General features: G+C 47.1%; 22 protein-coding genes. 14 read left to right on the forward strand and 8 right to left on the reverse strand.

Annotation, left to right across the window (positions count from 1 at the left end; all coding sequences use genetic code 11):
- The first annotated feature begins 1 nt into the window (after position 1).
- Both ZMOB_RS08750 and ZMOB_RS08755 read left to right on the forward strand, forming a co-directional pair.
- Positions 2-1,099, forward strand: a complete 1,098-nt coding sequence (locus ZMOB_RS08750) for an efflux RND transporter periplasmic adaptor subunit (protein WP_011241211.1) — start codon at positions 2-4, stop codon at positions 1,097-1,099.
- Positions 1,096-2,799: an efflux transporter outer membrane subunit gene (locus ZMOB_RS08755; protein WP_011241210.1), complete on the forward strand. Its 1,704-nt coding sequence runs from the start codon at positions 1,096-1,098 to the stop codon at positions 2,797-2,799. Before ZMOB_RS08750 ends, ZMOB_RS08755 begins: the two co-directional genes overlap by 4 nt.
- A 125-nt stretch (positions 2,800-2,924) precedes the next feature.
- Here the strand turns inward: ZMOB_RS08755 and ZMOB_RS08760 are convergent, their stop codons facing one another.
- Together ZMOB_RS08760 and ZMOB_RS08765 are read right to left on the reverse strand one after the other, a co-directional pair.
- Entirely contained in the window at positions 2,925-3,818 is an 894-nt protein-coding gene (locus ZMOB_RS08760; protein ID WP_011241209.1) for a diacylglycerol/lipid kinase family protein, read from the reverse strand.
- A 256-nt stretch (positions 3,819-4,074) separates the two neighbouring features.
- A complete protein-coding gene (locus ZMOB_RS08765) occupies positions 4,075-4,500 on the reverse strand; it encodes a JAB domain-containing protein (RefSeq protein ID WP_011241208.1) in 426 nt (141 codons plus the stop codon).
- A 173-nt stretch (positions 4,501-4,673) separates the two neighbouring features.
- Between ZMOB_RS08765 and ZMOB_RS08770 the strand changes: the two genes are divergently transcribed.
- The gene (locus ZMOB_RS08770; protein ID WP_014501208.1) at positions 4,674-5,264 is read left to right on the forward strand and encodes a thiamine phosphate synthase; all 591 of its coding nucleotides are present in this window, start codon (positions 4,674-4,676) and stop codon (positions 5,262-5,264) included.
- A gap of 106 nt (positions 5,265-5,370) precedes the next feature.
- On the opposite strand, the gene clpB is transcribed toward ZMOB_RS08770, so the two are convergent.
- Complete coding sequence (clpB, locus tag ZMOB_RS08775; protein ID WP_011241206.1) at positions 5,371-7,965, reverse strand: ATP-dependent chaperone ClpB; 2,595 nt, start codon at positions 7,963-7,965, stop codon at positions 5,371-5,373.
- 193 nt (positions 7,966-8,158) lie between these two features.
- On the opposite strand from clpB, the gene ZMOB_RS08780 reads away from it, so the two are divergent.
- Positions 8,159-11,005 (forward strand): M16 family metallopeptidase, encoded by a 2,847-nt coding sequence (locus ZMOB_RS08780; RefSeq protein WP_014501209.1) that lies wholly within the window; start codon positions 8,159-8,161, stop codon positions 11,003-11,005.
- Between the two features lie 130 nt (positions 11,006-11,135).
- On the forward strand, positions 11,136-14,042 hold the full coding sequence (locus tag ZMOB_RS08785) for a M16 family metallopeptidase (RefSeq protein WP_014501210.1): 2,907 nt from the start codon (positions 11,136-11,138) through the stop codon (positions 14,040-14,042).
- A gap of 76 nt (positions 14,043-14,118) precedes the next feature.
- Here ZMOB_RS08785 and ZMOB_RS08790 read toward each other — a convergent pair whose 3' ends face one another.
- Both ZMOB_RS08790 and purE read right to left on the reverse strand, forming a co-directional pair.
- Positions 14,119-15,207, reverse strand: coding sequence for a 5-(carboxyamino)imidazole ribonucleotide synthase (locus ZMOB_RS08790; RefSeq protein ID WP_014501211.1), 1,089 nt, complete (start codon positions 15,205-15,207; stop codon positions 14,119-14,121).
- A complete protein-coding gene (purE, locus tag ZMOB_RS08795; protein ID WP_014501212.1) occupies positions 15,204-15,743 on the reverse strand; it encodes a 5-(carboxyamino)imidazole ribonucleotide mutase in 540 nt (179 codons plus the stop codon). Before purE ends, ZMOB_RS08790 begins: the two co-directional genes overlap by 4 nt.
- A 236-nt stretch (positions 15,744-15,979) precedes the next feature.
- Between purE and ubiA the strand changes: the two genes are divergently transcribed.
- Together ubiA and ZMOB_RS08805 are read left to right on the forward strand one after the other, a co-directional pair.
- Positions 15,980-16,936 carry a 4-hydroxybenzoate octaprenyltransferase gene (gene ubiA / locus ZMOB_RS08800; protein WP_014501213.1) on the forward strand — a complete coding sequence of 319 codons (957 nt, stop codon included), beginning with the start codon at positions 15,980-15,982 and terminating at the stop codon, positions 16,934-16,936.
- A gap of 82 nt (positions 16,937-17,018) precedes the next feature.
- Positions 17,019-17,219 carry a hypothetical protein gene (locus ZMOB_RS08805; RefSeq protein ID WP_041573409.1) on the forward strand — a complete coding sequence of 67 codons (201 nt, stop codon included), beginning with the start codon at positions 17,019-17,021 and terminating at the stop codon, positions 17,217-17,219.
- A gap of 275 nt (positions 17,220-17,494) precedes the next feature.
- On the opposite strand, the gene ZMOB_RS08810 is transcribed toward ZMOB_RS08805, so the two are convergent.
- Positions 17,495-18,871 (reverse strand): DEAD/DEAH box helicase, encoded by a 1,377-nt coding sequence (locus tag ZMOB_RS08810; protein WP_011241200.1) that lies wholly within the window; start codon positions 18,869-18,871, stop codon positions 17,495-17,497.
- Between the two features lie 450 nt (positions 18,872-19,321).
- Between ZMOB_RS08810 and ZMOB_RS08820 the strand changes: the two genes are divergently transcribed.
- The 5 genes from ZMOB_RS08820 to ZMOB_RS08840 all read left to right on the forward strand — a co-directional run bounded on the left by ZMOB_RS08820 (position 19,322) and on the right by ZMOB_RS08840 (position 22,240).
- On the forward strand, positions 19,322-19,873 hold the full coding sequence (locus ZMOB_RS08820) for a NifU family protein (RefSeq protein WP_014501214.1): 552 nt from the start codon (positions 19,322-19,324) through the stop codon (positions 19,871-19,873).
- Positions 19,873-20,499, forward strand: coding sequence for a tRNA (adenosine(37)-N6)-threonylcarbamoyltransferase complex dimerization subunit type 1 TsaB (tsaB, locus tag ZMOB_RS08825; protein WP_014501215.1), 627 nt, complete (start codon positions 19,873-19,875; stop codon positions 20,497-20,499). Before ZMOB_RS08820 ends, tsaB begins: the two co-directional genes overlap by 1 nt.
- Positions 20,496-20,972: a GNAT family N-acetyltransferase gene (locus ZMOB_RS08830; protein WP_014501216.1), complete on the forward strand. Its 477-nt coding sequence runs from the start codon at positions 20,496-20,498 to the stop codon at positions 20,970-20,972. The genes tsaB and ZMOB_RS08830 overlap by 4 nt, the downstream gene beginning before the upstream one ends.
- A gap of 175 nt (positions 20,973-21,147) precedes the next feature.
- Entirely contained in the window at positions 21,148-21,561 is a 414-nt protein-coding gene (locus ZMOB_RS08835; protein ID WP_011241196.1) for a Ros/MucR family transcriptional regulator, read from the forward strand.
- A gap of 247 nt (positions 21,562-21,808) precedes the next feature.
- The gene (locus ZMOB_RS08840; protein ID WP_011241195.1) at positions 21,809-22,240 is read left to right on the forward strand and encodes a Fur family transcriptional regulator; all 432 of its coding nucleotides are present in this window, start codon (positions 21,809-21,811) and stop codon (positions 22,238-22,240) included.
- Between the two features lie 119 nt (positions 22,241-22,359).
- Here the strand turns inward: ZMOB_RS08840 and bfr are convergent, their stop codons facing one another.
- Together bfr and ZMOB_RS08850 are read right to left on the reverse strand one after the other, a co-directional pair.
- On the reverse strand, positions 22,360-22,851 hold the full coding sequence (gene bfr, locus ZMOB_RS08845; RefSeq protein WP_014501217.1) for a bacterioferritin: 492 nt from the start codon (positions 22,849-22,851) through the stop codon (positions 22,360-22,362).
- Between the two features lie 111 nt (positions 22,852-22,962).
- The gene (locus ZMOB_RS08850) at positions 22,963-23,136 is read right to left on the reverse strand and encodes a (2Fe-2S)-binding protein (protein WP_011241193.1); all 174 of its coding nucleotides are present in this window, start codon (positions 23,134-23,136) and stop codon (positions 22,963-22,965) included.
- Positions 23,137-23,393: 257 nt separating this feature from the next.
- Between ZMOB_RS08850 and ZMOB_RS08855 the strand changes: the two genes are divergently transcribed.
- A complete protein-coding gene (locus tag ZMOB_RS08855) occupies positions 23,394-24,194 on the forward strand; it encodes an inositol monophosphatase family protein (protein WP_011241192.1) in 801 nt (266 codons plus the stop codon).
- 165 nt (positions 24,195-24,359) lie between these two features.
- Complete coding sequence (locus tag ZMOB_RS08860) at positions 24,360-26,579, forward strand: S9 family peptidase (RefSeq protein ID WP_014501218.1); 2,220 nt, start codon at positions 24,360-24,362, stop codon at positions 26,577-26,579.
- The last annotated feature ends 77 nt before the right edge of the window (positions 26,580-26,656 follow it).

Raw genomic sequence — 26,656 nt, forward strand, 5'->3', positions numbered from 1 at the left:
CATGGATCGGAGATCCGTCCTACGCGTTCTTGTAACGCTGTTTGTCGTTTTAGTGGCCGTTTGGGTCAGCCTGCGAATGTGGTTCTACTATGAACGTGAACCATGGACACGCGATGGTCGCGTGCAGGTCGATGTTGAAAATGTGACGCCCGATGTTTCCGGTTTGGTCACGGATGTCCTTGTCCGTGAAAACCAATATGTGACAGCAGGAACGCCACTCTTTATCGTTGATCGGGTTCGTTTTCGTTTGGCCTTAGAAGCCGCCGAGGCCGAAGTTGCCAATGTCGCTTCCCGTCTCGAACAGGCTGAACGTGAAAACCGGCGTAATATCCGGCTTGGCGATTTGGTCTCGACCGAAATTCTGGAACAAGGCGCTTCCAAGGTCGATGAGCTGGCTGCTGAACTCGAAAGAGCCAAAGCCAATCTCAATACGGCTCGCGTTAATGTGGTTCGTTCAGTTGTTCGCGCCTCTGTTGATGGCTGGATCACGAATTTCTCCCTTCGCCCCGGTAACTATGCTACGTCAGGCCGGCCTGAATTCGCGCTTTTGGATCGCCATTCTTTGCGTGTTGTCGGTTATTTTGAAGAAACCAAATTACCCCGTATCCGTGTCGGTGATAAAGTTTCCATCCGCTTGATGGGTGAAAAGAAGATCATCGAAGGCCATGTGGATTCACTGGCTCGCGGTATTGCTGACCGTGAACTTAACCCCACTTCATCTTTGATGGCTAACGTCAACCCAACCTTTACATGGGTTCGTTTGCCGCAACGTATTCCTGTTCGTATTGCTATCGACCATGTGCCGGAAGGTATTCGTTTGGTCGCAGGTAGAACGGCGACTGTCTCCGTTCACTATAACTCACATATTCGGCCGATTTTGCCGCCTTCTATTACAGGTGGTGTGCCTGAAGTGTTAGAAGACAGAACTGTCTCTGATAGTGTGGTCAAGACGCTTGAAAATAATGCGACTGAAACTGTCACCAACACTTCGGAAACCAAGGTAACGGTAGACCCAAAAACGGCGCAAACGCAGGCTCCCAGCCGCCAGGTAACCACTGTCCAAAAGACAGTGAAAAAAACTGAGGAGCATGCAAGGTGAAATTGCGGCGGCTATCATCACTGCTGACAGTAACCGTCTTGGCGTCACTGACAGCCGGATGTATTCTGGGGCCTAAATACAAGCGTTCACAAAATGCGGCTATTGAACGTCCGACAGCCAAAGGCAATTTTGTCAGTAGCCAGAATAAAGCGCTGACAAGAATGCCGGATTTGCCGGATCATTGGTGGCATCTTTATGACGAGCCTCAATTAGATAAGCTTATCGAAGAAGCCTTTGCCCATAATAATGATCTGAAGGTGGCGGCCGCCGATATTACGCGTTCAACGGCCGCCTTGGCACGGGCGCGTGATGCCAAACGCATCGGCACCAATCTGAACACATGGGCAAATTATATCGAATTTTCGGATCAACGATATTTGGTCAATAGTGTTAATCGACCGCATATCCCCGATGCCTTTGCTACTTCTTTAGACGCTATTATCTCTTATCAGGTTGACTATCTCGGTCAGCTGCATCGCGCTATTGAAGCGGCGAATGCTGATGAAGAAGCCGTCCGTTCTGCCTATGATATGGCGCGTGTTACGGTAGCCGCGAATACGGCACAGGCCTATGTCGAGGTTTGTGCCACGGGTCATGATATTGCGATTACCAAAGAGCTGATTGCTCTTGCTGAACGTTCAACCGCGTTGATTGCCCGTATGCGCTCGGAAGGGCGCGCTATGACCACGGATGTCAGACGGCAGATGGCACAGGAAGCCCAAATCAAGGCTGCCTTGCCGCAACAGGTTGCTAGAAAACAGGTCGCTCTTTTCAGTCTTGCCGTCTTAACCGGTCGTCCACCGGCAGAATTTCCGGCAGAAGTCGCGAATTGCGAAGAAGAGCCGATTTTGCGTCAACCAATACCGGTTGGTGATGGTGAAAGCCTGCTTAATCGTCGCCCCGATATTCGCAGTGCTGAATATCGCTTAAGATCAGCCACGGCTGAAATTGGCGTCGCTATGGGTGAAATGTGGCCTAAAATTACTCTAGGCGCCACCGCAGGCTCAACCGGTATGGCCAGCCATATGTTCGGTGGTCATACCAGAGAATTTAACTTGGGGCCGGGTCTTAGCTGGCAGGTGCCTAACCGAAATCGGGCGCGCGCTGAAATTTTGGCGGCCAAATCTGAAACCCGCATTGCTGCGGCTCAATTTGATCAGACTGTTTTAAATGCGCTGAAAGAAACCGAAGCCGCTCTTACAACCTATACCCATGATCTTGATCATCGGGCAGAGGTTGCCTTAGCCCGTGATCGCGCTGCGGCAGCGGATAAAGACATCCATCGTCTTTTCTCTCTTGGTCGTATCAATGCGTTACCCGTTCTCGATGCTGACCGGACGCTGTTACAATATGAGCAACAGCTCGTCTCTTCTGATGGCAAGATTTCAGATGATCAGATCAGAATCTTCTTGGCATTAGGTGGCGGTTGGTCACGGGATAAAGCCGAGATCGAACGCGAACAGAAGACGGGTACGGCGCCGTCACCTCGAATTGTCAAAGCGAAGGGTATCATCCAGCAAATTGGCGATATTACGGGTATTCGTGCTGAAATTGGCAAGGGTGGCGACTTATCTCACGAGAAGGACGCTCATACCAATAACAGCAACAAAGCACCGGAACCGGTTCAGCCCCCGAAACCTCTGACCAATACGCAAGGGGTTCTCAATGAAGAGGGCGAATTGGAAAGACCAAAAGAATAGTCATTATTCTTTCAAGTTATTTCGCCTAACAACAAAGAAAGCCTGCCATGAAAATGGCAGGCTTTCTTTTATCAATAAGACTCTATTCGAAAACTGATAGGATTTTCGGCCTAAACAGAACAAGATCACGCAGGAATGGCGACTTTCAAAGCCTTGGTTGAAATTTCTATCGTTGCAGGGGTGCATCCTCTTGCATCGCCATCGCTTTGTATTGGAATTCTTGTATTAGCCTCAATCTTTACCTTTTCAGCCTTCACAATCTTGATATGCTTACAATCAGCAATCTTCCCCATAAAAAAAGCGGCAACCGCATAAAGATAGCTCATTTTGCTAGGCGACTGAAATAACAGGACAGAAAAGGCTTTTTCTTTCTGTTTTGACCAAGGCAGCAATCTATAATTTCCAGCATAGAAAGCGCCTTTTGAAATAATGACAGCCGTTGCCTTCTCTGTTGCGCGTCCCTCTATTGATACCAACATTTCATAAAAGGGATATTGCCAGAGAGAGCGTATCGTCTGGAACAGATAGGCTGTTTTACCGATCATCCGCTTTAATCGAGATGAAATATGGTGAACAATATGGGCATCTATGCCGATGCCAATCATTTGGATTGAAAGACTTCGTTTCCCGTCATTAAAAAGACAAGCAGGCCAAAGCCTTACCCAATGCCCTTTGATAATATCAGCGGCATTTTGAATCTCATTAAAAGCTATGGATAATTCATGGGCAAAGACATTGGCTGTCCCAATAGGAAGCACGCAAAGAATAACGCCTGAACCGACAATACCCTCTGCCACTTCAGCAATCGTTCCATCACCACCAGCGGCGACAATATGGGTGTATTCTCCAGAATCCGCTAACTCTCTCGCTAATTCAGTCGCATGACCTTGGAAACGGGTTTTTTTTACCAGAACTTCGCAGTTTGCCTTTTCGAGATAATCAACAAAACGCTGCACGGAATGATGCCGTCTTTTCCCTGCGGTTGGATTAACAATAACCGCAATCCGTTGATTAACCATTGATGACGTTACTCCGTTTTGACGGTTTCAATAACGCCCGCTTTTTCTTATCAAAAGCAATTTTCATCATTTTGTGGAATATAATCCCGATGGGTTATCTCTTTCCACAAAAGTTAAATTTTAAGATTATTGAGAGGTTTTGCTAAAAGACCTTAATCCGTCACACTATCCAGAATAAAAAATGCAAAAAGCTGTTCACTATTTCTATCTCAAAAATAGTGATTTTGTTTCAAATAAGATCACAAGCTATCTCTGCTTATAAAAGACCTATGCTATGAAAGCTCTGGCATTTTTTATTCGCAAAAATAAGATGATCCAATAATTTTATACCGGCCATACGCGTTACAAGGGCTAATCTTTTTGTTGTATCCCTATCCATATAGCTAGGCGTAGGGTCACCACTTGGGTGATTATGAGCCAGAATAAGACTATCAGCACTCAAAATAATGGCATGTCTCAAAATATTCCGGATGTCCAAATAGGATGCCAGGCAGTCGCCGACATTTTCTCCGATAACAGCAAGAATATTACCTTCGGCGGTCAGATAAGCGATATAAATCTGTTCAATATCTAACCCAACGAAGCGCCACTTAAACAAATCGATCGCATCTTCAAGGCACCGGACGCATCCTTGATAACGCTTCATAATATGCCGATCGTCAATGGCAAATGAAAGTTTCATAATGTCTAATTTATTATGTCTAATTTATTGGTCTTCTTAAAAAATTTGCTAGTAGGATACTATCCATTTTGGAAATCTTTTTAACAAAATGACGAAAGATAATGTTTTTTATTTTTAAGCGCTGCATTTATGCAGCATTTTTTGCTTCATAATGGATTTTTTCGGAACCTAGGATGAATGATAAATTAAAAAATACATGGCCACGGCTATGGCTTATGACAGACGAACGGTTCGGTGATGGTCTGCTAGAGGCCGTAAAAAAACTACCGCAAGGTAGTGGCATTGTATTTCGTCATTATCGCTTGCCCTTCAAAATTCGAAAAAATTTGTTCGAAAAAATTCAACGCATAGCGAAGAAACGAAAACTCGTTTTATTTCTGGCTGGTTCGGCTCGTCTTGCTGCGGCATGGAAAGCGGATGGTGTCCATGGCCGTTTTTCCAGTCAGAGAACTGCACGCCCCTTACTCCGCAGTCAGGCCGTCCATAACAGGCGCGATAGCATTATGTGCCGCAAGGTTGATTTCGTCTTTTTATCTCCCCTTTTTTCAACCCGTTCCCATCCCGGAAAGCCGTTTTTGGGACGTGTAAAATTTCTTCAGCTTAAACGCTCAATTCGACAAAAAGTCTTTGCCTTAGGGGGAATTAACGCCAAAACTATTCGGGCTTTACCCGCATGTGATGGTTTTTCGGGTATTGATATCTGGCAAGATGACCAATTTCGCCATCATCGCTTATGGTCTTTTTGGGCGAACCAGCAACGCTAATATTCTGCCCTTGTTATCCAGATTATTTTCCAAAAACCCGAAGGCTTTCTGTATAAAAAGCGAAAACAGCCCCTTCCTTAAAAAAGGAAAGGGCTGTTTTTTACATTTAGGCTGACACTGAATCTTCAGTTTTAAAGATCAGATGGCTGTCGCCTTCATCGACATCGACCGTCTGACCATCACGAATAGTGCCTTTCAACAAATCTTCAGCCAAAGGATCCTGAAGATATTTCTGAACAGCACGCCGTAACGGACGCGCACCATAGACCGGATCATAACCGACCCGTCCTAACCAAGCCCGTGCCTTGTCGCTCAATTTCAAAGTGATCTTCCGATCCGCCAGCAAGCGGCAAAGATGCTGAACCTGAATATCGACAATCGGGCCCATATGGCTCTGACCCAAGCGGTGGAACAGGATGATTTCATCAAGCCGGTTCAAAAATTCTGGTCGGAAATGCGCTCTCACGACTTCCATAACCTTCGGCTCGACACTTTCAACGGGTTCATCCTCGCCCAAATTGGCTAGATATTGTGCCCCTAAATTGGACGTCAGAATGATAAGCGTATTGGAAAAATCAACTGTCCGACCCTGACCATCTGTCAGACGACCATCATCCAAGACCTGCAACAGGATATTGAAAACATCCTGATGCGCTTTTTCGACTTCATCAAACAGGATGACCTGATAAGGCCGCCGCCGCACGGCTTCTGTCAAAACGCCGCCTTCTTCATAGCCGACATATCCGGGAGGCGCACCGATCAAGCGAGCAACCGCATGTTTCTCCATATATTCAGACATATCGATACGAACCATCGCTCGATCATCGTCAAACAGGAAACTGGCCAAAGCCTTGGTTAACTCGGTTTTACCGACACCGGTCGGGCCCAAAAACAGGAAGGAACCTATCGGACGACTTGGGTCTTGCAAACCAGCACGGGCGCGCCGAACAGCTCGGCTGACCGCTTTGACCGCATCTTCCTGACCGATAACGCGTTTACCCAGCCAATCTTCCATATGGATGAGTTTTTCACGTTCGCCTTCCAGCATTTTATCAACCGGAATACCCGTCCAACGCGATACGATAGAAGCAATATCCTGGCTGGTCACTTCTTCGCGCAACATCGCCCCTTGGGCAGCATTCTGGGCATCCGCCAACTGTTTTTCCAGCTGAGGAATAATACCATAGCTGATTTCACCCGCTTTGGTGAGGTCGCCTGACCGTTCAGCCTGCTCCAAAGCAATACGTGCCTGATCCAGCTTTTCTTTCAAGCGGGCTTCCGCTTTGATTTTATCCTGCTCGTTTTTCCAACGTGTCGTCAATTCGGAAGATTGCTGTTCGAGATCACTTAAATCATGCTCAAGCGTCGCCAAACGATCGCGGGAAGCATCGTCATTTTCTTTTAATAACGCTTCGCGTTCAATCTTGAGCTGAATAATCCGACGATCAAGATTTTCGATTTCTTCCGGTTTGGAATCGACCTCCATTCTTAAACGGCTGGCGGCTTCATCAACAAGGTCGATGGCTTTGTCTGGTAAAAAGCGATTGGTGATATAGCGATTGGATAAAGTCGCTGCCGATACCAACGCGGCATCGGTAATACGAACCCCATGATGGGCTTCATATTTTTCTTTCAACCCACGCAAAATCGAAATCGTGTCTTCAACCGTTGGCTCACCAACATAAACCGGCTGAAAACGCCGCTGTAGGGCAGGGTCTTTTTCGACATATTTCTGATATTCGGCAAGGGTTGTCGCACCGATACAATGCAGCTCACCACGCGCCAAAGCTGGTTTCAGCAGGTTACCCGCATCCATCGCCCCATCGGATTTACCCGCCCCGATCAGGGTATGCATTTCGTCGATGAAAAGGATGATCTGACCATCCGATTGTTTAACTTCGTCGAGAACACCCTTCAGACGTTCTTCGAATTCACCGCGATATTTGGCACCTGCAATCAGGGAACCCATATCAAGCCCCATCAAAACGCGGTCGCGCAGGCCTTCCGGCACATCGCCATTTACAATCCGCAATGCCAAACCTTCGACAATCGCGGTTTTACCCACCCCTGGTTCACCTATCAGAACCGGATTATTTTTGGTTCGACGTGCCAAAATCTGGATAGTGCGGCGGATTTCTTCATCACGACCGATCACCGGATCCAACTTGCCTTCACGGGCGGCGGCTGTCAGATCACGAGCGAATTTTTTCAAGGCGTCATAACGGTCTTCGGCGGTTGCGGTGTCGGCGGTTCGTCCCGAACGCAATTCATTGATAGCCGTATTCAACGCTTCGGCTTTCAATCCTGAATCTTTGAGGATTTTTCCAACCTGCGTTTCCGGCATCAATGTCATTGCCAAAAGCAATCTTTCAACCGTGACATAGGAATCACCGGCTTTTGTTGCAATCTGCTCGGCCTGATCCAAAAGACGGACAGTATCGTTATCCAATCCCGGCGGTGTATTGGCACCACTACCCGAGACAGATGGAATCTTGGCCAAAGCCGCATCGGTATCACGGACAGCTATCATGGGATCGCCACCGGCGCGACGAATAAGGCCGGATGCCATCCCTTGATCATCTTCCAACAAGGCTTTTAATAGATGTTCAGGCGCAATTCTCTGGTGATTGAGACGAATCGCCACCGTTTGCGCTGATTGAATAAAGCCCTTTGCTCGATCTGTTAATTTCTCAAAATTCATAATGACCGTCTCCTGACTTAACAGGCAAGATGGGGGCGATATTCGACATCTCAAGTATTCAGATGTAAAAATTTACGATTTCATTTGATGGATATTGTCTGAATATAAAAAACATGGTTTTATTATAAATCGACATAAAAATTACTTATTATTTTGTTTTATTTATATTTTCTTCTTTAATAGGGGCGGATGGGTGAAAAAACTAACGCGTATTCTGGCATGCTGTATTCTGTCTTCAACTCTGCTAACGCCTCCTGTTATCATGGCGCATCCCCCCATCAAGAAAGCTGAAAACACTTCAGCATTGTTACAATCACTGGCAAAACAGATTAACTTACCATGGCAAAGTTTTACGCTGCCCAATGGGCTTAGGGTGCTGGTGCATACCGATCATAAAGCCCCTGTAGTCGGTGTTTCGGTCTGGTATCATGTCGGTTCCAAAGACGAGCCCAAGGGCAAGACCGGCTTCGCGCATCTTTTTGAACATTTAATGTTTGAAGGGTCGCAAAATATCCAAGGCAGCTTCTGGAAGCCTTTGCGGGAAACAGGTGCAACGGACAGCAACGGCACAACCAATTTTGACCGCACCAATTATTACGAAACAGTTCCGACCTCTGCGCTTGATCGGGTGCTTTACATGGAAAGCGACCGTATGGGCTATCTCCTGCAAGGCATGACGCAGGAAAAGCTCGATAACCAACGCGCCGTTGTCCAAAATGAAAAGAGACAAAAAGACAATCGCCCCTATAGCACTGTCGGCTATGCGATAACACAAGCGCTTGTGCCCGAAGGTCATCCTTATCATCACGATACGATTGGCTCGATGGAAGACCTTGATGCGGCCAGCTTAGACACAGTGAAAGATTGGTTCCGCGAGAATTACGGGCCCAATAATGCCGTTTTGGTTTTGGCTGGTGATATTGACATTGATAAAGCCAAGACAATGGTAAACCATTATTTCGGTGCTATTCCGCGTGGTCGCGATATTGTTCATCCAGAAACGCCGATTTGGACTTTACCCACCCGTAAAGACGAAGTGATAACGGACAAGGTTGCCCTGTCGAAAATTTATCGGGCATGGAGCATCCCTAGCTATAATAACCCTGACTCCATTCCTTTAGATCTCAGTGCGGCGGTTCTAGGCGGTCTAGCCTCTTCTCGTCTTGATCAAATTTTGGTGCATCAAGAGCAGCTTGCCGTCAATGTCAGCGCCACCACCCAAAGTTTTGAAGGGCAGGGGCGCTTTCTCGTCTCGGTCACGGTAAAACCGGGGGTAAACCCGCAATATGTGTCGCAACGCTTGGATAAAATCTTGGCAGAGTATCTTGAAAAAGGCGCGACCCAAGATGAAGTCAATCGGGCAGCGATGGATGTTCTTTCAGAAAGCGTCGCGGAATCTGTCAGCGCTCAAGGTCCCATTCTGGCTCAGGGGCTGCTCTATGCAAAAGACCCCGATTATTACAAAAAAGCGCTCTATGCTGTCGCAACCAGCACAGCGGAAGCGGTTCAAAAGTCCACACAAAAATGGCTTTCCCGTCCCGTTTATGCTCTGACAGTTTTACCCGGCGAACGCCAAGCCTATCAGGAAAGCCAATCGGGTAAATCCACTCCGAAAACTGACAATAATCTGATCCTTCCAACAGCGCCCCAGCCAGCCTCTTCCGAAATAGCTTCACCCCGAGAAGCCTTGCCTGCAGTTGGAAAAGTCCCTGATGTTCGCTTCCCAACGATTACCCATAGCCAGCTTAAAAACGGTATCGCTGTCAGCTATGCGCAACGTCCAGCGGTGCCTTTAACGACTGTTTTAATCAGCTTTGATGGCGGTATTACGGCCGATACGGCCTTACCGGGGACAGAGAGTCTGATGCTCTCCATGCTGACCGAAGGGACAAAAGAGAAAGACGTTATCGAGTTATCCAAAGAGAAAGAACGCCTTGGTGCCGTCATCAGCTTCGGGGCAGGGGATGATTACAGCTCAATGACCTTTCTAAGCCCCAGTGTGACCTTCCGTCAGACAACGGGATTAGCTTCGGAAATGCTGTTCGGCTCGACTTTTCCTGAAAAGGAATTGGCAAGACTAAAGGCCTCGACCTTAGCGAATATGGCAGCCAGCCGCCAATCTCCGGCATGGCTCGCAACCCGTGCGCTCCGTCAAAATCTCTATGGTGAAGGCCATCCCTATCGCCATCTGGTAACCGAAGAAAATATCCAAAAGATAACGCGCCAGAATTTGCTTGATTTCAGACAAAAATGGATAAGGCCTTACAAAGCCCATATATTTATTGTTTCCGATCAATCTTTGGATCAGATTTTGCCCGTCCTGAATAATGTTTTCGGGCATTGGCAGATACCCAATGATGCTGGAGAATTGAAGCCAACCTCCACAGCCAAAGCTGGACATTTATCTGATATTTTGTTGATTAACCGCCCACAATCACCGCAATCTGTCATTATGGCGGCAAGCGTGCTTCCTCTGAAAGAGAAGGAAGATCAGGATACGCTGTTTAATCTTGATGTCGCTAACAGTATTCTCGGAGGCAATTTCCTGTCTCGCCTGAATATGGATTTGCGACAGAATAAAGGTTGGAGCTACGGCGTAGGTAGCCAAATCAATGCCAGAACTTTGTCTTCGGAATTTTCGCTCGCAGCCCCCGTGCAAACCAACCAGACGGCGGCGTCAATCAATGCCATTCAAGAGGATATAAATCATTTCCTGACGGATAAAGGCATAACCGATGCGGAATTACGGGAAACGGTCACCGGTATTATCAACCGGACACCGGCCGCTTATGAAAAAAGCAGTAATATTTTGGGCGGAATGGTTGATCTCGCACTTATGAATCGACCGGACAATTATTATGATACGCTTAATCAGCGATATCGCGCTTTAACCCCTTCAGAATTGGATAAAACTGCACGGCAATGGTTAAGCAGTCAGGCTTTGTCATGGGTTGTTGTCGGGGATGCCAATCTGGTCAAACCTCAGCTCGAGAAAAGAGGCCTTTCCGTAGAACAGGTGGAAAGCGATAAAATAAAATAAGATATTTATACTATAAATATTGATAACAAAATAATGCAAAGAGTGTTTGACATTGAAAAGAGGCTGTTGTTTCCTCGGCGCTACGTCCTGTTGTCACGGTCTTTTCTCAATAGATAGCGAGGAGTTTTTCATGGGGGTTAATCATCGTTGGCTGGCAGCGGCGGCCTTGGCCGCAACCGCTCTCAGCCCAATAACGTCGAATGCGGCAAAACCGACGGCTGACCATAACAAAAATACGGCAGTGCCTCTTTCAACTTTGGCCGATCAGATCAGCCTTTCATGGCAAAAATTTACTTTGCCAAATGGTTTGCAGGTCATTGTTCATGCCGATCATAAATCGCCGATTGTCGCGGTTTCGGTCTGGTATCATATCGGTTCCAAAGATGAACCGGCGGGCAAAACCGGTTTTGCGCATCTTTTCGAACATCTGATGTTTAATGGCTCCGAAAATGCGCCCAGCGGTGTTTTCGAACCTTTGCGTCAGGCGGGCGCAACCGATGACAACGGCACAACATGGTTTGACCGCACCAATTATTTTGAAACGGTGCCAACGCCTGCTCTTGATCTGGCCTTGTTCCTCGAAAGTGACCGGATGGGGCATCTTTTGGGCGGTATTACCCAACAAAAGCTCGATAATCAGCGCGGCGTTGTCCAAAATGAAAAACGCCAGGGCGATAACCAGCCTTATGGTTTGGTGCAATATGCTCAGACAGAAGCCTTGTCACCAGAAGGCCATCCTTATCATCATACTACCATCGGCTCGATGGAAGACCTCGATGCTGCCAGCTTGGATACGGTGAAAGATTGGTTCCGTCAGAATTACGGGCCCAACAATGCCGTTCTGGTTCTGGCCGGTGACATTGACATTGATAAAGCTAAAACGCTGGTTACCCGTTATTTTGGTGATATTCCTCGGGGTCGCGATGTTGTTCATCCGGCTGCCCCGATCTGGACATTGCCAGCTAGAAAAGACGAAGTTTTAACCGATAATGTCGCGCTGGCGCGCCTTTATCGCACATGGACGGTGCCAGGTTTTGCCAGTTCCGAATTGCCGGATCTTCATATCGCGGCACAGGTGCTAGGGGGGCTGGCATCTTCTCGCCTTGATCAAATTCTGGTGCGGCAGGAACAATTAGCGGTCAGCGTTGCCGCTGAATTAGAGCCTTTTGAAAATCAAAGCCGCTTTGAAATCACTGTAGATGTAAAACCGGGCGTAAACCCGCAATATGTCTCGCAACGGCTAGATAAAATCCTGAATGACTTTATCAATCAGGGACCGACTGCCGATGAAGTCAAACGGGCTGCCACGCAAACGATGGTTTCTGAAATCGCAGGGTTAGAAACCGTTGGCGGTTTCAGTGGTCAGGCACCCACGCTGGCCGAAGGCCTGCTTTATGCCAATGATCCCAATCATTATAAAAAAGAATTAGTGTCTTTGGCCACGGCCACCCCAGCCAGCGTTACGGCAACCATGAAAAAATGGCTTTCTCGTCCGGTTTATGCTCTGACCGTTCTTCCGGGAGAAAGAAAAGCCTATCAGGAATCACAAAAGGGCGGTCATTCGGGTAATGACCAGATTGCTATCAAGCCGATTCCAACCGCCGCTCCAACGCCAGAAATGGTTGCTGCGGCTGAAAAAACGACTTCGGCAGGTATTGATCGCTCTCATTTGCCAGAAATCGGGACTATTCCTGATCTGAAATTCCCGACAATCGAGCATGCCAAATTAAGTAATGGGGTAGAAGTCAGCTATGCCCAGCGCTCTGCTGTGCCGTTGACGCGGATTGCCTTTAACTTTGATGCGGGTAATGCCGCTGATCTGAAGGATTTGCGCGGGACAGAAAGTCTGATGCTTTCTATGCTGACAGAAGGCACGCCGGGCAAAAATGCGATTGAATTGGCTGTCGATCGTGAAAGATTGGGCGCCACTATCGCTTTTGATAGCGATGCCGACCGCACCAATATGCTCTTGCGGAGCCCAACTCCCAATATCGGGGCAACGCTCTCTCTGGCATCACAGATGCTGTTATCACCCGCTTTCCCAGATAAAGAGCTGGAACGCGTCCGGTCAGAACAGCTTGCCACCATCGCTATGGAGCATAGTTCTCCGGCACCCTTAGCCGCGCGTGTGATTGGCCCCAATATTTATGGTGAAAACCATCCTTATGCCCATGTCTTGTCGCCTTCTGGAACGGAAGATTCTGTTAAAAAGATTACCAAGGCAGATATCATCCGCTTTAAAAACCAGTGGTTGCGCCCTGATAAAGCTCATATTTTCATTGTTTCCGACCAACCGCTTTCTGCCATTTTGCCTCTGCTGAATACGCGTTTCGGTCATTGGCAAAATCCGAAAGAAGAAGCGGGTGTCAAAGAAATCAATGCAGCACCGGTGCCTCAGAAGTCGGGTATCCTTTTGGTCAATCGACCAAATTCTCCACAATCGCTTATCTTGGCAGGTTCGGCGCTTCCTCTGAAAGGGCAAGCGGATGATGCTACGTTATTCGATTTAACGGTGGCGAATGATATTCTGGGCGGCCAATTTTTGGCACGACTGAATATGGATCTGCGCGAAAGCAAAGGTTGGAGCTATGGCGTCCACAGCCGTATCTACCGGATGGTCGGGCCTTCTGCCTTTATGATCCGCGCCCCTGTTCAAACGAACCAAACCGGTCCTTCTGTTTCTGCCTTAAAAGCGGATACGGTCAGCTTCCTGACCGATCAAGGCATTACGGCCAAGGAACTGGAAGGTACCCTTACAGGTGATATCCGCCAGCTTCCGGGTAGTTTTGAAAGCGGCGATGATGTCCTAAGCGGTATGATGACTTTAAATAGATTCGGGCGTTCCGATAACTATTTTGATACTCTCGCCAGCCGCTATCGTGGCCTGAATGCGGCGACTTTGGATACAACCGCACGGCGTTGGCTCGATGTTAATAAATTCTTATGGGTCGTGGTCGGCGATGCTAATGTGGTTAAACCACAATTGGAAAAAACAGGCCTTCCGATCGAAACCATGTCAGCCGATGATGTAAAATAATCGGATTGATACTCTAGTTATAAAAAAAGGTGGTTCGTTAAGAACCACCTTTTTTATTATCTGACTTTTTAAAACATCAGATAATTCGTTTAATCAATTTGGTCACATGCCCCATTTTTCGTCCCGGTTTGGCGGTACCTTTGCCGTAAACATGCAGATAGTTATTCCGGCGAGAGAGAATTTTTTCCCATGTATTGACCTGCGCCCCGATCAAATTTTTCATCTCGACTCTTTCCGCCGTCAAAGCGGTTGAGCCCAAGGGCAAACCACAAACGGCACGAATGTGATTTTCAAATTGGGAGGTTTCTGCGCCTTCAATCGTCCAATGACCGCTATTATGAACACGCGGAGCCATCTCGTTAAAGATCGGGCCAAATTGGGTCGCAAAAAATTCAACGGCCAGAACACCGACATAATTCAAGGAATCGGCAATTCTTTGCGTGGCCTTAATCGCGGCATCTGCCTGCTGTAAAATGAAGTCATTCGCCGGTACGACCGAATGATCCAAGATACCATTATTGTGGGTATTGGCTGGAATATCCCAAGTCAAAAACTGACCTTTAATATCACGAACAGCTAAAACAGAAAATTCATGCTCGAATTTGACCATGCCTTCAAGAATGGCTTCTTTACAAGAAAGCTCACTCCATATTTCGGCCAAATGGGAATCGGTTGCTTTTTTAACAACCATTTGCCCGCGACCGTCATAGCCTTGAGTGCGCTGCTTCAAGATAGACGGAATACCTAATTCCAAAAGGGCATAGGATAATTCACGGAGCGAGCTCACAGGCCGAAAGGGCGCAGGCCGTATCTTCAAATCTGACGCATAATTCTTTTCGGTCAGACGATCCTGCGCTACATTCAAGGCTTGGGGTGGTGGATAAACCGCAACCCGCTTGGCAATTTCGACTAACGGCGCGGCTGGAATATTTTCAAACTCATAGGTGATAACATCAACCGAGGCCGCAAATTCTTTCAGTTTCTCGCCGTCATCATATGCACCGACGAAACTTTTAGCAGCCACGACATTGGCTGGCCCCGATTGATTGGGGGCATAGACATGACAGAAATATCCCAATTGCGTCGCCGCAATCGCCATCATCTGACCTAACTGGCCATTACCAATAATGCCAATTTTAGAACCGGGCGGAAGTGTCTGGGTCATAAAGAAGAGATCCTTGGCAGAGTATCTGGCTGATCCTGAACATCAGCCGTTTGACGCTGCCGCCACTGATCCAACCTTTCGGCCAGATCATCATCATTATTGGCAAGTATGGCAGCAGAAAGAAGAGCCGCATTGATAGCACCTGCGCGGCCAATCGCAAGGGTTCCAACCGGAATTCCGGCGGGCATCTGAACAATAGAAAGCAAGCTATCCATGCCGTTTAGGGCTTTTGATTGCACCGGCACCCCGAAAACAGGCAATCTTGTAATAGCCGCGGACATGCCCGGCAAATGTGCCGCCCCACCAGCACCCGCAATAACGGCTTTAAACCCTTTTGAAACCAGCGAACCGACATAGTCATATAACCGTTTCGGGGTTCTATGCGCTGAAATGATACGCGTTTCATACGGAATTTGAAGGGCAGATAAAACATCTGCCGCATGATGCATGGTTTCCCAATCGGATTGACTGCCCATAATCAAGGCAATGATCGGGGCAGGGCTAGATTCGTCTATAGAGGGGGGCTGGTTGTTCATATATTTTTCCGGCTCTCAATTGGAACGTGCAGGCAAATAATGATAAATCCTGTGAAATTTGAATAGACGCTCTACGGTAAGATGCGAAAAGCGGCAATTCCTGATATCAAAATTGTTGTCTTATATTCCGATAAAAAAGCGAATAGCTAGATGGATAAGCCATTTTCTCTTGAGGGATTTGACTTATTATATCGATAATAGTTCTTTCTCGTGAAAGAGAAGGGCTTCTCCTTCCTATGGTCGAACAAGGCAATAGCGTGTCAACAGAGTCAGATTCCAGAATTGTGTCCGATAGCGAGGCTAAGGGAATAGTCAAACGCCTGCCGCCTAAATTAGCCGCCTATATTTCGCTTGCCCGCGCGGATCGACCTATTGGGGTTTGGCTACTTTTCTGGCCGGGGGCGGCGGCTGTCGCTTTGGCAGGTGGCCTTCTCTCACATTGGTTTTTACTACCCGCTTTCTTTATCGGGGCTTTTGTGATGCGTTCAGCCGGATGCGTTTATAATGACATCGTTGACCGCGATCTTGATAAAAAAGTTGCTCGAACCCGAAACCGTCCACTAGCTTCCGGCTTTATTTCAGTCAAAGCGGCTTGTCTCTTTATCGCTTTTCTTTGCCTGATCGGATTGGGCTGCTTGACCTTTTTCAATCCCATAGCCCGTTTTACAGCGATCGCTAGCCTAGCCTTAGTGGCAGCTTATCCCTTCATGAAACGGATAAGCTGGTGGCCTCAGGCTTGGCTTGGTCTTGTTTTTAGCTGGGCGGCTTTGGTTGGAAGCGTTGCCATTTGGGATCGTTTCGAATGGCCGGGTATTTTTCTTTATGGCGGTTGTATCTTCTGGGTAATCGGTTTTGATACTGTTTACGCTATTCAAGATATTGAAGACGATGCCTTGGCCGGTATCAAATCCTCGGCAAGGGCATTAAAAAGTCATTTGCGTCTTGGGGTTAGTTTGTTTTTTGTTTTAGCTGTTTTGGGATGGGGCGCGGCTATCTGGTTCACGCGTCCCCAGCCTTTAGTTTTACTAACGTTATTGCCTGTAGTCCTGCATTTCATCTGGCAAATGACAACATTGGATGTCAATGACGGGCAAAATGCTCTGATGCGTTTCCGTTCCAATCGTCAGATTGGCTTCTTGCTTTTCTTGGCTTGTGCAACCATCGGTATGGCTAATAATTTTTCGGTATATTGATGCCGCGATAGAACGCGATCGGGCAATCCTTTGTCGTTATCTATAACACGTCGGGGCGGGGGCTTTTAGTCGTTATGGCCGTTTGGAAAGCCATGGCTGTATCCGACTTAAACATCTGGTCGCTTTAGGAAAACGCTGGTTGGCGACTGATCTGGCATGGATAGGTGACCGCCTTCGGAGTGAAATTGATAAAAATGAAACCGAACGCGTCCATCTGAAACAACCTGCTGCGGTTTTTCTGTTTTATTGGATAGCTTTTGGTAATGGTGAAAATGCCCCATAAAGCCTTTATATGATGTCGGAACTGACATTTCCTCACTCTTGCGACGTATAAGGCTGGCTGCAAAATCTAACTTAAAATGATTAAACGATAATCTCTTCATAGATAAAAATTTCTTGGCTAACCAAGAGAGAAAACAGCCTAGGATCACGACGAAATGGATAAGGATTGAAGGCCATTTATTCTTTCAATACCCTCCCTCAAAAACAACATAAAAAAAGAGGCTTCCCCTTTTCGGGAAAGCCTCTTTTCTCTTTTTAAGATGCTAACTCTAGCGATTAGCTACGAGCAACGGCACGAACACCACGCATCTGCGGACGACGCGGACGACGCGGACGTTCACCACCGCGATCACCACGATCATCACCTTTACCATGAGAGTGGTTGAAACCCGGTTTTGCACCGCCGCCAAAGCGACCGCGACCACCGCCACGACCACCGCGACCATCTCTGCCATCCCGTTCTGGACGCATCGGAGCCGGATGCGGCAGCAATTCTTTTTCCATGACAAAGTTTTCAGGCAGCGGCAAAATCTGCAATTTGACACGAGTCAAACGTTCGATAGAGCGCAAGTAAGAGCGTTCGTCATTGGCAATAAAGCTGATAGCCTGACCATCACGACCAGCACGAGCAGTGCGGCCAATACGATGGACATATTGTTCGGCGACATTCGGCAATTCGTAATTGAAGACATGGCTGACACCCGGAACGTCAATACCACGGGCAGCAATATCGGTGGCCACCAGAATTTTTAACCGGCCATTACGGAAGGCATTCAAAGCGCGTTCACGCTGCGGCTGGCTTTTGTTACCATGAATGGCGGCAGCAGGCAGACCAGCGGCTTCCAAATGGCGAACCACTCTATCGGCACCATGCTTCGTACGGGTAAAGACCAAAGCCCGATCAAGGCCAGGGGTATTTTTCAGCGTAATCGTCAACAAAGCCTGTTTTTCAGACTGGTTAACGAAAATACCGAATTGCTCAACCCGTTCAGCCGTTGAAGACTGGGGCGCAACCGAAACGGTTACCGGATCAGACAAGAACTGACTGCTCAATTCCTGAATCGTTTTTGGCATCGTAGCCGAGAAGAACAAAGTCTGGCGGTTCTTCGGCAGCAATTTGTCAATGCGGCGCAACGCATGGATAAAACCAAGATCCAGCATCTGGTCGGCTTCGTCCAAGACGAAAACTTCGACGTCTTTTAAGACAAGCGCGCGCTGGTCGATCAAATCCAGCAAGCGACCGGGTGTTGCAACCAAAATATCGGTGCCACGATCCAGCATTCTCATCTGACGACCAATAGGAACGCCACCAAATACGGCATTAACCGACATACGCAGATGACGGGTATAGTCATTGCAAGCGCGGGCAATCTGGCTGGCCAGTTCGCGCGTCGGTGATAAAATCAGCATACGGCAACCACGCTGAGGCCGTGCCTGCGGGTTGGTTGCGAGATAATGAATAGAAGGCAGAGCAAAGGCTGCGGTTTTACCGGTGCCGGTCTGGGCGATACCGCAAAGATCCTTGCCTTCTAATAAATGGGGGATAGCTTGTGCCTGAATCGGGGTCGGCTTACTATAACCGAGACCATCCAGAGCCTGCACAAGTGACGAGTCGAGACCAAGGGTTTTGAACGAAACAGATGTTTCCGTCATAAAAGGCTTTCCGTTTTTGAAATAGGCGCGATGAAGCGCACTAAGAGACGAGTTAAAACTCGTTTAAGACCTGAAAATACAGGCTTGCGTGAACGGGAAAGCCTGCTGCTATTAGGCATCTAAAGAGGAATACTTGGCAACGCACCATAGTGAGGAAGGCTTTTTATGACTTCCGAAATGACAAAAATAGATGTCAGATATTATGTGCGGTGGAACACGCAAATTCCGTGCATATGCCCGTTTAGTCTCGCGGACACAGATGCTTATCCGTTAATAATGACCATAGGACAGAAGAAAGGCAAGGCTTTTCCTCATTGCCGAATAAAATATTATTATATTATCGCCAAAAAGGACAATTATTGAAAGAAATCGAAGATATCATTCAAAAAACCATAAAAAGGCAACATAAATAATCTTGATTGGAAGGCGTGGTTTCACCAAATAAGAAACATGCTGATCGAGACAGAAAAGACGCCGAATCCGGCTACCCTTAAATTTTTGCTTCACCGTCCCGTAATGGAACGTGAATCCCGTTATTTTGTCAATAAAGAGGAAGCCGCTGATTCGCCTTTGGCCGTAGCGCTTTTTGACTTGCAGCATGTGACGGCTGTTTTCTACGGACGGGATTTTATTTCCGTCACCCTCGATTCACCTTCATTATGGTCTAACCTCGAATCCAAGATCATTATGATCATTTCGGATCATTTCGATAATGACATTCCGTTATTGGTAGAAAATTCCGAAAAGAATGAAACAAAAGATCATGATGAAGAAGATGACGTCATTCTTCAGATCAAAGATCTGATCGATAGCCGCGTTCGTCCGGCTGTTGCTCGTGATGGGGGGGATATCGTTTTCCAGAAATTTGAAGACGGCATTGTCTATTTGTCGATGCGGGGCGCTTGCGCAGGTTGTCCTTCTTCTGTTGCGACCCTGAAACAAGGGGTCGAGACCTTGCTGAAACATTTTGTCCCTGAAATTAAAGAAGTTCGGGCGATTTAATGCAATTGGTCATTGATACAGCCACAGCGGCCTGTTCTGTTGCTTTGATAGAAGGCGACCGCGTCCTTGCCTGCGAGAAGGAAATTGTGGGTCGCGGTCACGCTGAAAAACTTTTGCCTATGGTCGCTGCTTTACCGGATCAAGGTCGCGCTGATAGTATCCTTGTTGATTGCGGGCCCGGCAGTTTTACCGGCATCCGCGTCGGGATTGCGGCTGCCCTGGCTTTAGGTTTGGGATGGGATATTCCTGTCTCTGGTTATGGCTCCTTAGATATTGTTGCGGCCTCGGCTTTCCGACGGCACAGCGATGTGTCGCAACTGACGGTTGCTTTTATTGGCGGTCATGGTGAATTGTTTATTCAGTCTTTTTCCTGCGATCGGCCTTCACTTCATTTGACCACCACCACAGAACTTCAATCCTTGCGACCCGAAGCCGCTGCTGCCTTAGTGCAAGACTCACTCGTGGTCGGTTCGGCGGCGGCCAATTTGATAAAGGTAAGAGGCTGGGGCGAATCGGAAGAGGCTTGGCCTTTTGCGGATGAAGCCCGCTTTTTAGAAAAAACAGCGACGACACTACCTGCTACGCCGATTTACGGCCGTTTGCCTGATGCGAAAATACCGTCATGATACAGTATCATGATGGCTGGGCGTTTGTAGATACAGGTGATTCTCTTCTCGATTATGTCATGGAAATCATGACGGATGCTTTTGACCCATTCTATGGCGAGGCGTGGAATCGTCATCAATGTAATAGCATTATGGGGTTACCGGGCGTTTATGCTCTTGTTGTAACAATAGAAGGGAAACCGGCGGGTTTCTTGTTATCTCGTACTGTTTTTGACGAGTGCGAGCTATTATTATTAGCAGTTAAACCGGAATTCCGCCGCGAAGGGGTCGCGACAGCCCTTTTTAAAAAGCTGATCGCCAAAGCCAAAATCGAAGATACTAAATATCTTCATCTTGAAGTCAGAGAAAAAAATCCGGCCTTAAACCTTTATTACCAGATTGGCTTTAGAGAGGTTGGCCGTCGAATCAATTATTATAAATCGTTAAATGGCGACTTATACAATGCGATAACTCTCCGCTTCATTGTTATTTAATATAAATCACCTAGAAGAAGTAATAATTTTAGTTGCATTTTCTATAGAATTTGTTCAATCATAAAGACCGTAAACGTTGGGAGATCAACCGAGATCTTTCCAAAGGTAAAAGCTTTAAAGCTTCTCTGGAAAGATAGAATATTCTCCCACTTTTTTCCTAAAAAAGGATTGTTCTATGAGCGATGACAATGCTTTGTCTGAAACTTTGATTACCTTAACGGCTGATATCGTTTCAGCCCATGTCAGCAACAACAGCGTTTCTGTTGCCGACGTTCCCCAGCTTATCCAGAATGTCCATCATGCACTTTCTGCTTTAAGCGAAGCTAACGCAGAACCGGAAGCACGGCCTGAACCCGCTGTCTCTGTCCGCGCCTCTGTTAAACCCGATTATATCATCTGCCTCGAAGACGGTAAGAAGCTGAAAATGCTGAAACGTCATCTTGCAACCCATTATCAGCTGACGCCGGAACAATACCGCGCTAAATGGAATTTGCCGGCAGATTATCCGATGGTCGCCCCGAATTACGCTGATCAGCGTCGTTCTTTGGCCAAAAAAATCGGTCTTGGTACCCAGCGTCGCAAACGCTAATAACCTGCTTTGATAAATAAAAAAGAACAAAGCATTACCACAAATGTGGCTTAATTCTCGCTATATATAGGGGCAACTCTATCCGTGGCGTTTATAAAAATCACAACGTCTGGGGGCGACGTATGATTTTAAATTGCCAAAGTAAGCGTGAATTTATAAAGAGAAATAGTTGGAGCCTGCGCCTTTAAACAGCGCAGATTTCTCTGATTTTTTACTGGGGTAATTCAAAATTTGACGGAGAAATGTTGTGCGGCAGATCAATATTGAAACGCTTTGTGCGCAAAAAGGTCTGCGGATAACAGGTCAAAGAAGGGTTATTGCTCAGGTTTTATCTGAAGCCGAAGATCATCCCGATGTCGAGTCTCTTTACGAACGGGCATCTGCGATTGATTCCGGTATTTCGATTGCTACCGTCTATCGTACCGTGCGCTTATTTGAAGAAGCCGGTATTCTTGAACGTCATGATTTTGGCGATGGCCGCGCGCGTTACGAGGCTTCCCCCGAAGATCATCACGATCATCTTATAGATGTGGAATCTGGAAAGATTATCGAATTTTCAGATGAAGACATGGAAAGCCTGCAAAAAATAATCGCCGAACGCTTGGGATATAAATTGGTCGATCACCGCTTGGAATTATACGGTGTCCCGTTGAATCGTTCGCCTAAATCATCGAAATAAAATAATGATCGGGTTTTAGTTATTTTGATGACGATTCCGTCGTGATTTTTAATAAAAGCACTAAAAAAGCGACAGACTTTTCAGCCTGTCGCCCTTCTTATCGCTTTTTAAAGCGCTGATTATTCTTCAGAGGCTTCAGCCGTCTGGCTGTTAAGCTGAATATAGCCTTGAATACCCATCCGTTCGATCAATTTTAACTGGGTATCAAGACCATCAGCATGGCCTTCCTCTTCTTTCAAGATAGACAAAAGAAGATCTCTTGTTCCGAAATCGCTATGCTTTTCACAGCATTGGATCGCTTCTTTATAGAGCGGAATTGCATCATCCACTTCCAAAGCTAAATCAGCTTTAATGATCTCTTCGACATTTTCGCCAATTCTAAGATGGCCAATATCCTGAAAATTCGGGAAGCCCTCTAAAAACAAAAGGCGCTTGGCCAATTTGTCGGCATGTTTCATTTCATCAATGGAATTTGACCGTTCCAGATCAGCGAGCTTGTCGATGCCCCAATCTTCAGCAATGCGATAATGCAGAAAATACTGATTGATAGATGTCAGTTCGCTTTTTAACAGCGTATTAAGATGGTCAATGACCTCTTTATGGCCCTTCATGGATGCTACCTTTTGCTTTTTACAACCCTAATTAGGATATAAACGAGGTAACAGCTATCAGGTTGCACAGATTCTCTTTATTCTGCGCGAAATCGGGCGTCTGATAATATTTTAAACAGTCTCTTCTTGTGCTTCTGCGATAACTTTTTGGACACATTTTCCGCATTTACCACAGCAGAATTTAACACCTATTTTTTTATAGGCTTGCCCCGGCGTGACCGCACCTTGTCGCACAGCAGCTTTGATCGCTTGATCGCTTACAGTGTTACAATGGCAAATAATCACTCTCAAACCCCTTTATCCTCGAATGGCTTAAAATCGCCTTCCTTCTTAGATATAACTCCCATGATAATGATAACAAGTATCAATATTAAATATAACAAAAATTAAAAGAGTGATGCTTAGAATAGCGGCTTGTTCCAAAAGGATGAGGCCTTAACCCGTAAAATAACGAGGGCTGCCCCCTATAATTTCCTTGATTGCCATCCTGAAAATAGAGGAAAAGGGCTAGAAAAGATCAGGCTATGTGCCGGAGGAAGCTGATGCACCCACTTTATAAAGCTGTTGCAACTTTAATGTATGAAGTTGCGAATGATTTACTTGTCCCGCGTTTCCGTCATTTATCAGAAAATGAAATCGCAGAGAAAGAACCCGGCGATTATGTGACGGTGGTCGATAAGGAATCAGAAAAGCGGATTACCGAGCAATTAGCCAAATTCTTGCCAGAGGCTTATATTGTGGGTGAGGAAGCAACCGCTGCCGATACGAGCTTGCTCAAAAATCTCAAAAAAGGCTTGGCTTGGACAGTGGATCCGCTGGATGGCACCGGTAATTATGCCGCTGGCCAAACGCCCTATGCCATGATGATCGCGCTATTAGGCGATGGTGAGCCACAGGCCGGATGGATTCTTGACCCTGTTTCCGGCAGGATGTGCCATGCTTCCAAAGGGCAGGGGGCTTTTGTCGATGGTGAACGGGTAACAACGCGCAGCACCGGACAAGATATTCCCGTGGTGGCTCTGTCCGCGCGGGTGACCTCTGATAATCTCCGCCCAGATTTTGATAAACATCACCCTCTCAGCCATGGCATCACCTTGGCGCCATCGCCTCTTTGTGCCGGTGAGCAATATCCTCGCATTGTTTTGGGTGAAAATGATGCTGCGGTTTTTTGGCGTAGCTGGCCTTGGGATCATGCCCCGGGTTCTCTGTTTCTGGAAGAAGCGGGCGGTAAATTGGCACGCTTTGATGGCTCGGCCTATGACACCTCTGATTGCAGTCATGGGATGTTAGGTGCCAATTCTCCTGCGATGTGGGATCAGGTGGCCGAATCCCTGCTGCGTTAATAGCGTATCCTTGACGCTTCTGGGCATAAAAGCGGGCTTTTTTCTAAAAGTCCGCTTTGTCTATAGGGATTCCAAGATCTTTATTTAAATTACAGTTTAGAAAAACAAGCTTTCATTCTGCTTTGCCATTATTTCAGGTCAGGTAATTGCGTTTTGGCCAATGCCATGCTTTACCTGATGCCCATGTCCAAAATTCTGATAGGCGCTATTGCTGCTGTTATGATGTCCACACCTGCTTTAGCAGACCGTTTAACGCTAGACAGGGTTTTTGCCAGCCCGTCTTTATCTGGTTCTGCGCCGCGCGCGCTTTCGCTTTCGCCTGACGGGCGTTATGCGACTTTGCTGCGTTCTCGTCCTGACGATCTTAATCGTTATGATTTATGGGCGATTGACACCACCACCGGCGAAAGTCGGATGCTGATTGATTCCAAAAAAGTTGGCTCTGGTGCCGAAATTTCCGAAGCTGAAAAAATGCGACGGGAAAGGGCGCGGGTCGGGGGTAGTCTCGGCATCGTCAGCTATAATTGGTCGCCTGATGGTAAAACTATTCTGGTGCCTTTGGACGGCGATCTTTATCTCGCCTCTCTTGACGGTTCGGTGCAACAAGTCACCCATACGGCGGCCACCGAAGTTGATGCACAAGTTTCTGCAACAGGCCACTATCTTTCCTTTGTTCGCGATCAGAATTTATTCGTCATCGACCTGAAAAATAATCAGGAACAGGCCTTAAGTCAGGATGGCGGCGGTAGCCTGACATGGGGTTCGGCCGAATTTGTCGCACAAGAAGAAATGAGCCGGACAAAAGGCCATTGGTGGTCACCGGATGACAGTCGTCTGGCCGTGGCGCGGGTTGATGAAAGTCAGGTTCATATCGTTACCCGTGCGGCTATTGGTGCCAACGGGACACAAACCTATCAGCAACGTTATCCTATGGCAGGCACGCCCAATGCCAAGGTTGAACTTTACCTGATGAATCCCGATGGCTCGAGGAAGGTAACGGTCGATCTCGGCAATAACGATGATATTTATCTGGCACGGGTTAATTGGTCGCCCGATAGCCAATCGCTTTACGTCCAGCGCGAAAGCCGCGATCAGCAACAGCTGGATTTATTAAAAGTCGATAGCCATACCGGTCAAAGCCAGCTTCTCTTCTCCGAAACCTCCAAAAGCTGGATCAATCTCAATAATGATCTCCAGATTTTAAAAGATGACAGCCTGATATGGGCTTCGGAAAGAAGCGGCTATCGCCATCTCTATCACTGGCAAAAAGGTAAATGGACAACGCTGACCCAAGGTGACTGGATGACCTTGGGGGTTGTCGGTCTCGATCAGAAAAAAGGCCTGCTTTATTTTCTAGCCAATAAATCGACCCCGATCGAACAGCATCTTTACGTTATTGATTACCATCACCCGTCAGAACCTCGGCAGCTTACCGAAGCTGGATGGTATAATAATGCGGTTATGGATAAAGGCGCGAACCGCCTTTTGATTGGTCGTTCCAATACATCACAGCCGCCACAGGTTTATCTTGCGGATACCAAAGGAAAACGGCTGAGCTGGATTGAAGAAAACAAGCTGGATGCTCGCCATCCCTATGCGCCTTATTTGGCTGAACATGCTAAAACCGAATTTGGCAGCCTCAAGGCCAATGATGGCAAAAGGCTTTATTACAAGATTTTATCACCCAAGAGAGTCGCCGGTCAAAAATATCCGGTCTTTATTCAGGTTTATAATGGGCCTGATGTCGGACGGCAGGTAACACAGGGCTGGACGTCCCCCTTGCATCAATATCTGGTATCCAAAGGCTGGATTGTCTTTTCAATAGACGGCCGTGGTTCACCACAACGGGGCAAGGCTTTTGAAGAACCGATTTACAAAGCCATGGGTACCGTCGAAGTCGAAGACCAGCTAACAGGTCTCAACTGGCTTAAATCACAAGACTATGTCGATGCCAAACGGATCGCTGTTTTTGGTTGGTCATATGGCGGCTATATGGTGCAAAAATTGCTTCAAAAAGCCCCCGGACAATATAGTGCAGGGGTCTCCGGTGCGCCGGTGATCCGTTGGGACTTGTATGACACCCATTACACGGAACGTTTTTTAGGCAATCCGGCTCTTGATCCACAGCCTTACCAAAAATCCGATGCCCTTAGTGATGCCTTAAAATTATCTGATCCGATGCTGCTTATTCATGGCATGGCCGATGATAATGTTGTATTCGACAACTCGGTTGCTCTGGTCTCGAAATTGCAGGAAGGTGATAAATCTTTCGAATTTATGGCCTATCCGGGTGAAACCCATCGAATCGCGGGTGAACAAAAACAACGTCACCTCTGGCATATGATTGAGAAATTTCTCGATAGAACAACAAAATGTCGTGAGTAACGCTAATTAACTCTTTTTTTATATCGGTCATTCCATCCTTGATAAAATAATATAAAGGATGGCGCGTTAATACGGTT

The sequence above is a fragment of the Zymomonas mobilis subsp. mobilis ATCC 10988 genome (assembly GCF_000175255.2).
Lineage (GTDB): Bacteria > Pseudomonadota > Alphaproteobacteria > Sphingomonadales > Sphingomonadaceae > Zymomonas > Zymomonas mobilis.

Coding starts and splice junctions, on each gene's coding strand:
- ZMOB_RS08750 (WP_011241211.1), top strand. CDS start 2: ATGGATCGGAGATCCGTCCTACGCGTTCTTGTAACGCTGTTTGTCGTT.
- ZMOB_RS08760 (WP_011241209.1), bottom strand. CDS start 3,818: ATGGTTAATCAACGGATTGCGGTTATTGTTAATCCAACCGCAGGGAAA.
- ZMOB_RS08765 (WP_011241208.1), bottom strand. CDS start 4,500: ATGAAACTTTCATTTGCCATTGACGATCGGCATATTATGAAGCGTTAT.
- ZMOB_RS08770 (WP_014501208.1), top strand. CDS start 4,674: ATGAATGATAAATTAAAAAATACATGGCCACGGCTATGGCTTATGACA.
- clpB (WP_011241206.1), bottom strand. CDS start 7,965: ATGAATTTTGAGAAATTAACAGATCGAGCAAAGGGCTTTATTCAATCA.
- ZMOB_RS08785 (WP_014501210.1), top strand. CDS start 11,136: ATGGGGGTTAATCATCGTTGGCTGGCAGCGGCGGCCTTGGCCGCAACC.
- ZMOB_RS08790 (WP_014501211.1), bottom strand. CDS start 15,207: ATGACCCAGACACTTCCGCCCGGTTCTAAAATTGGCATTATTGGTAAT.
- purE (WP_014501212.1), bottom strand. CDS start 15,743: ATGAACAACCAGCCCCCCTCTATAGACGAATCTAGCCCTGCCCCGATC.
- ubiA (WP_014501213.1), top strand. CDS start 15,980: ATGGTCGAACAAGGCAATAGCGTGTCAACAGAGTCAGATTCCAGAATT.
- ZMOB_RS08810 (WP_011241200.1), bottom strand. CDS start 18,871: ATGACGGAAACATCTGTTTCGTTCAAAACCCTTGGTCTCGACTCGTCA.
- ZMOB_RS08820 (WP_014501214.1), top strand. CDS start 19,322: ATGCTGATCGAGACAGAAAAGACGCCGAATCCGGCTACCCTTAAATTT.
- tsaB (WP_014501215.1), top strand. CDS start 19,873: ATGCAATTGGTCATTGATACAGCCACAGCGGCCTGTTCTGTTGCTTTG.
- ZMOB_RS08830 (WP_014501216.1), top strand. CDS start 20,496: ATGATACAGTATCATGATGGCTGGGCGTTTGTAGATACAGGTGATTCT.
- ZMOB_RS08835 (WP_011241196.1), top strand. CDS start 21,148: ATGAGCGATGACAATGCTTTGTCTGAAACTTTGATTACCTTAACGGCT.
- bfr (WP_014501217.1), bottom strand. CDS start 22,851: ATGAAGGGCCATAAAGAGGTCATTGACCATCTTAATACGCTGTTAAAA.
- ZMOB_RS08855 (WP_011241192.1), top strand. CDS start 23,394: ATGCACCCACTTTATAAAGCTGTTGCAACTTTAATGTATGAAGTTGCG.
- ZMOB_RS08860 (WP_014501218.1), top strand. CDS start 24,360: ATGCTTTACCTGATGCCCATGTCCAAAATTCTGATAGGCGCTATTGCT.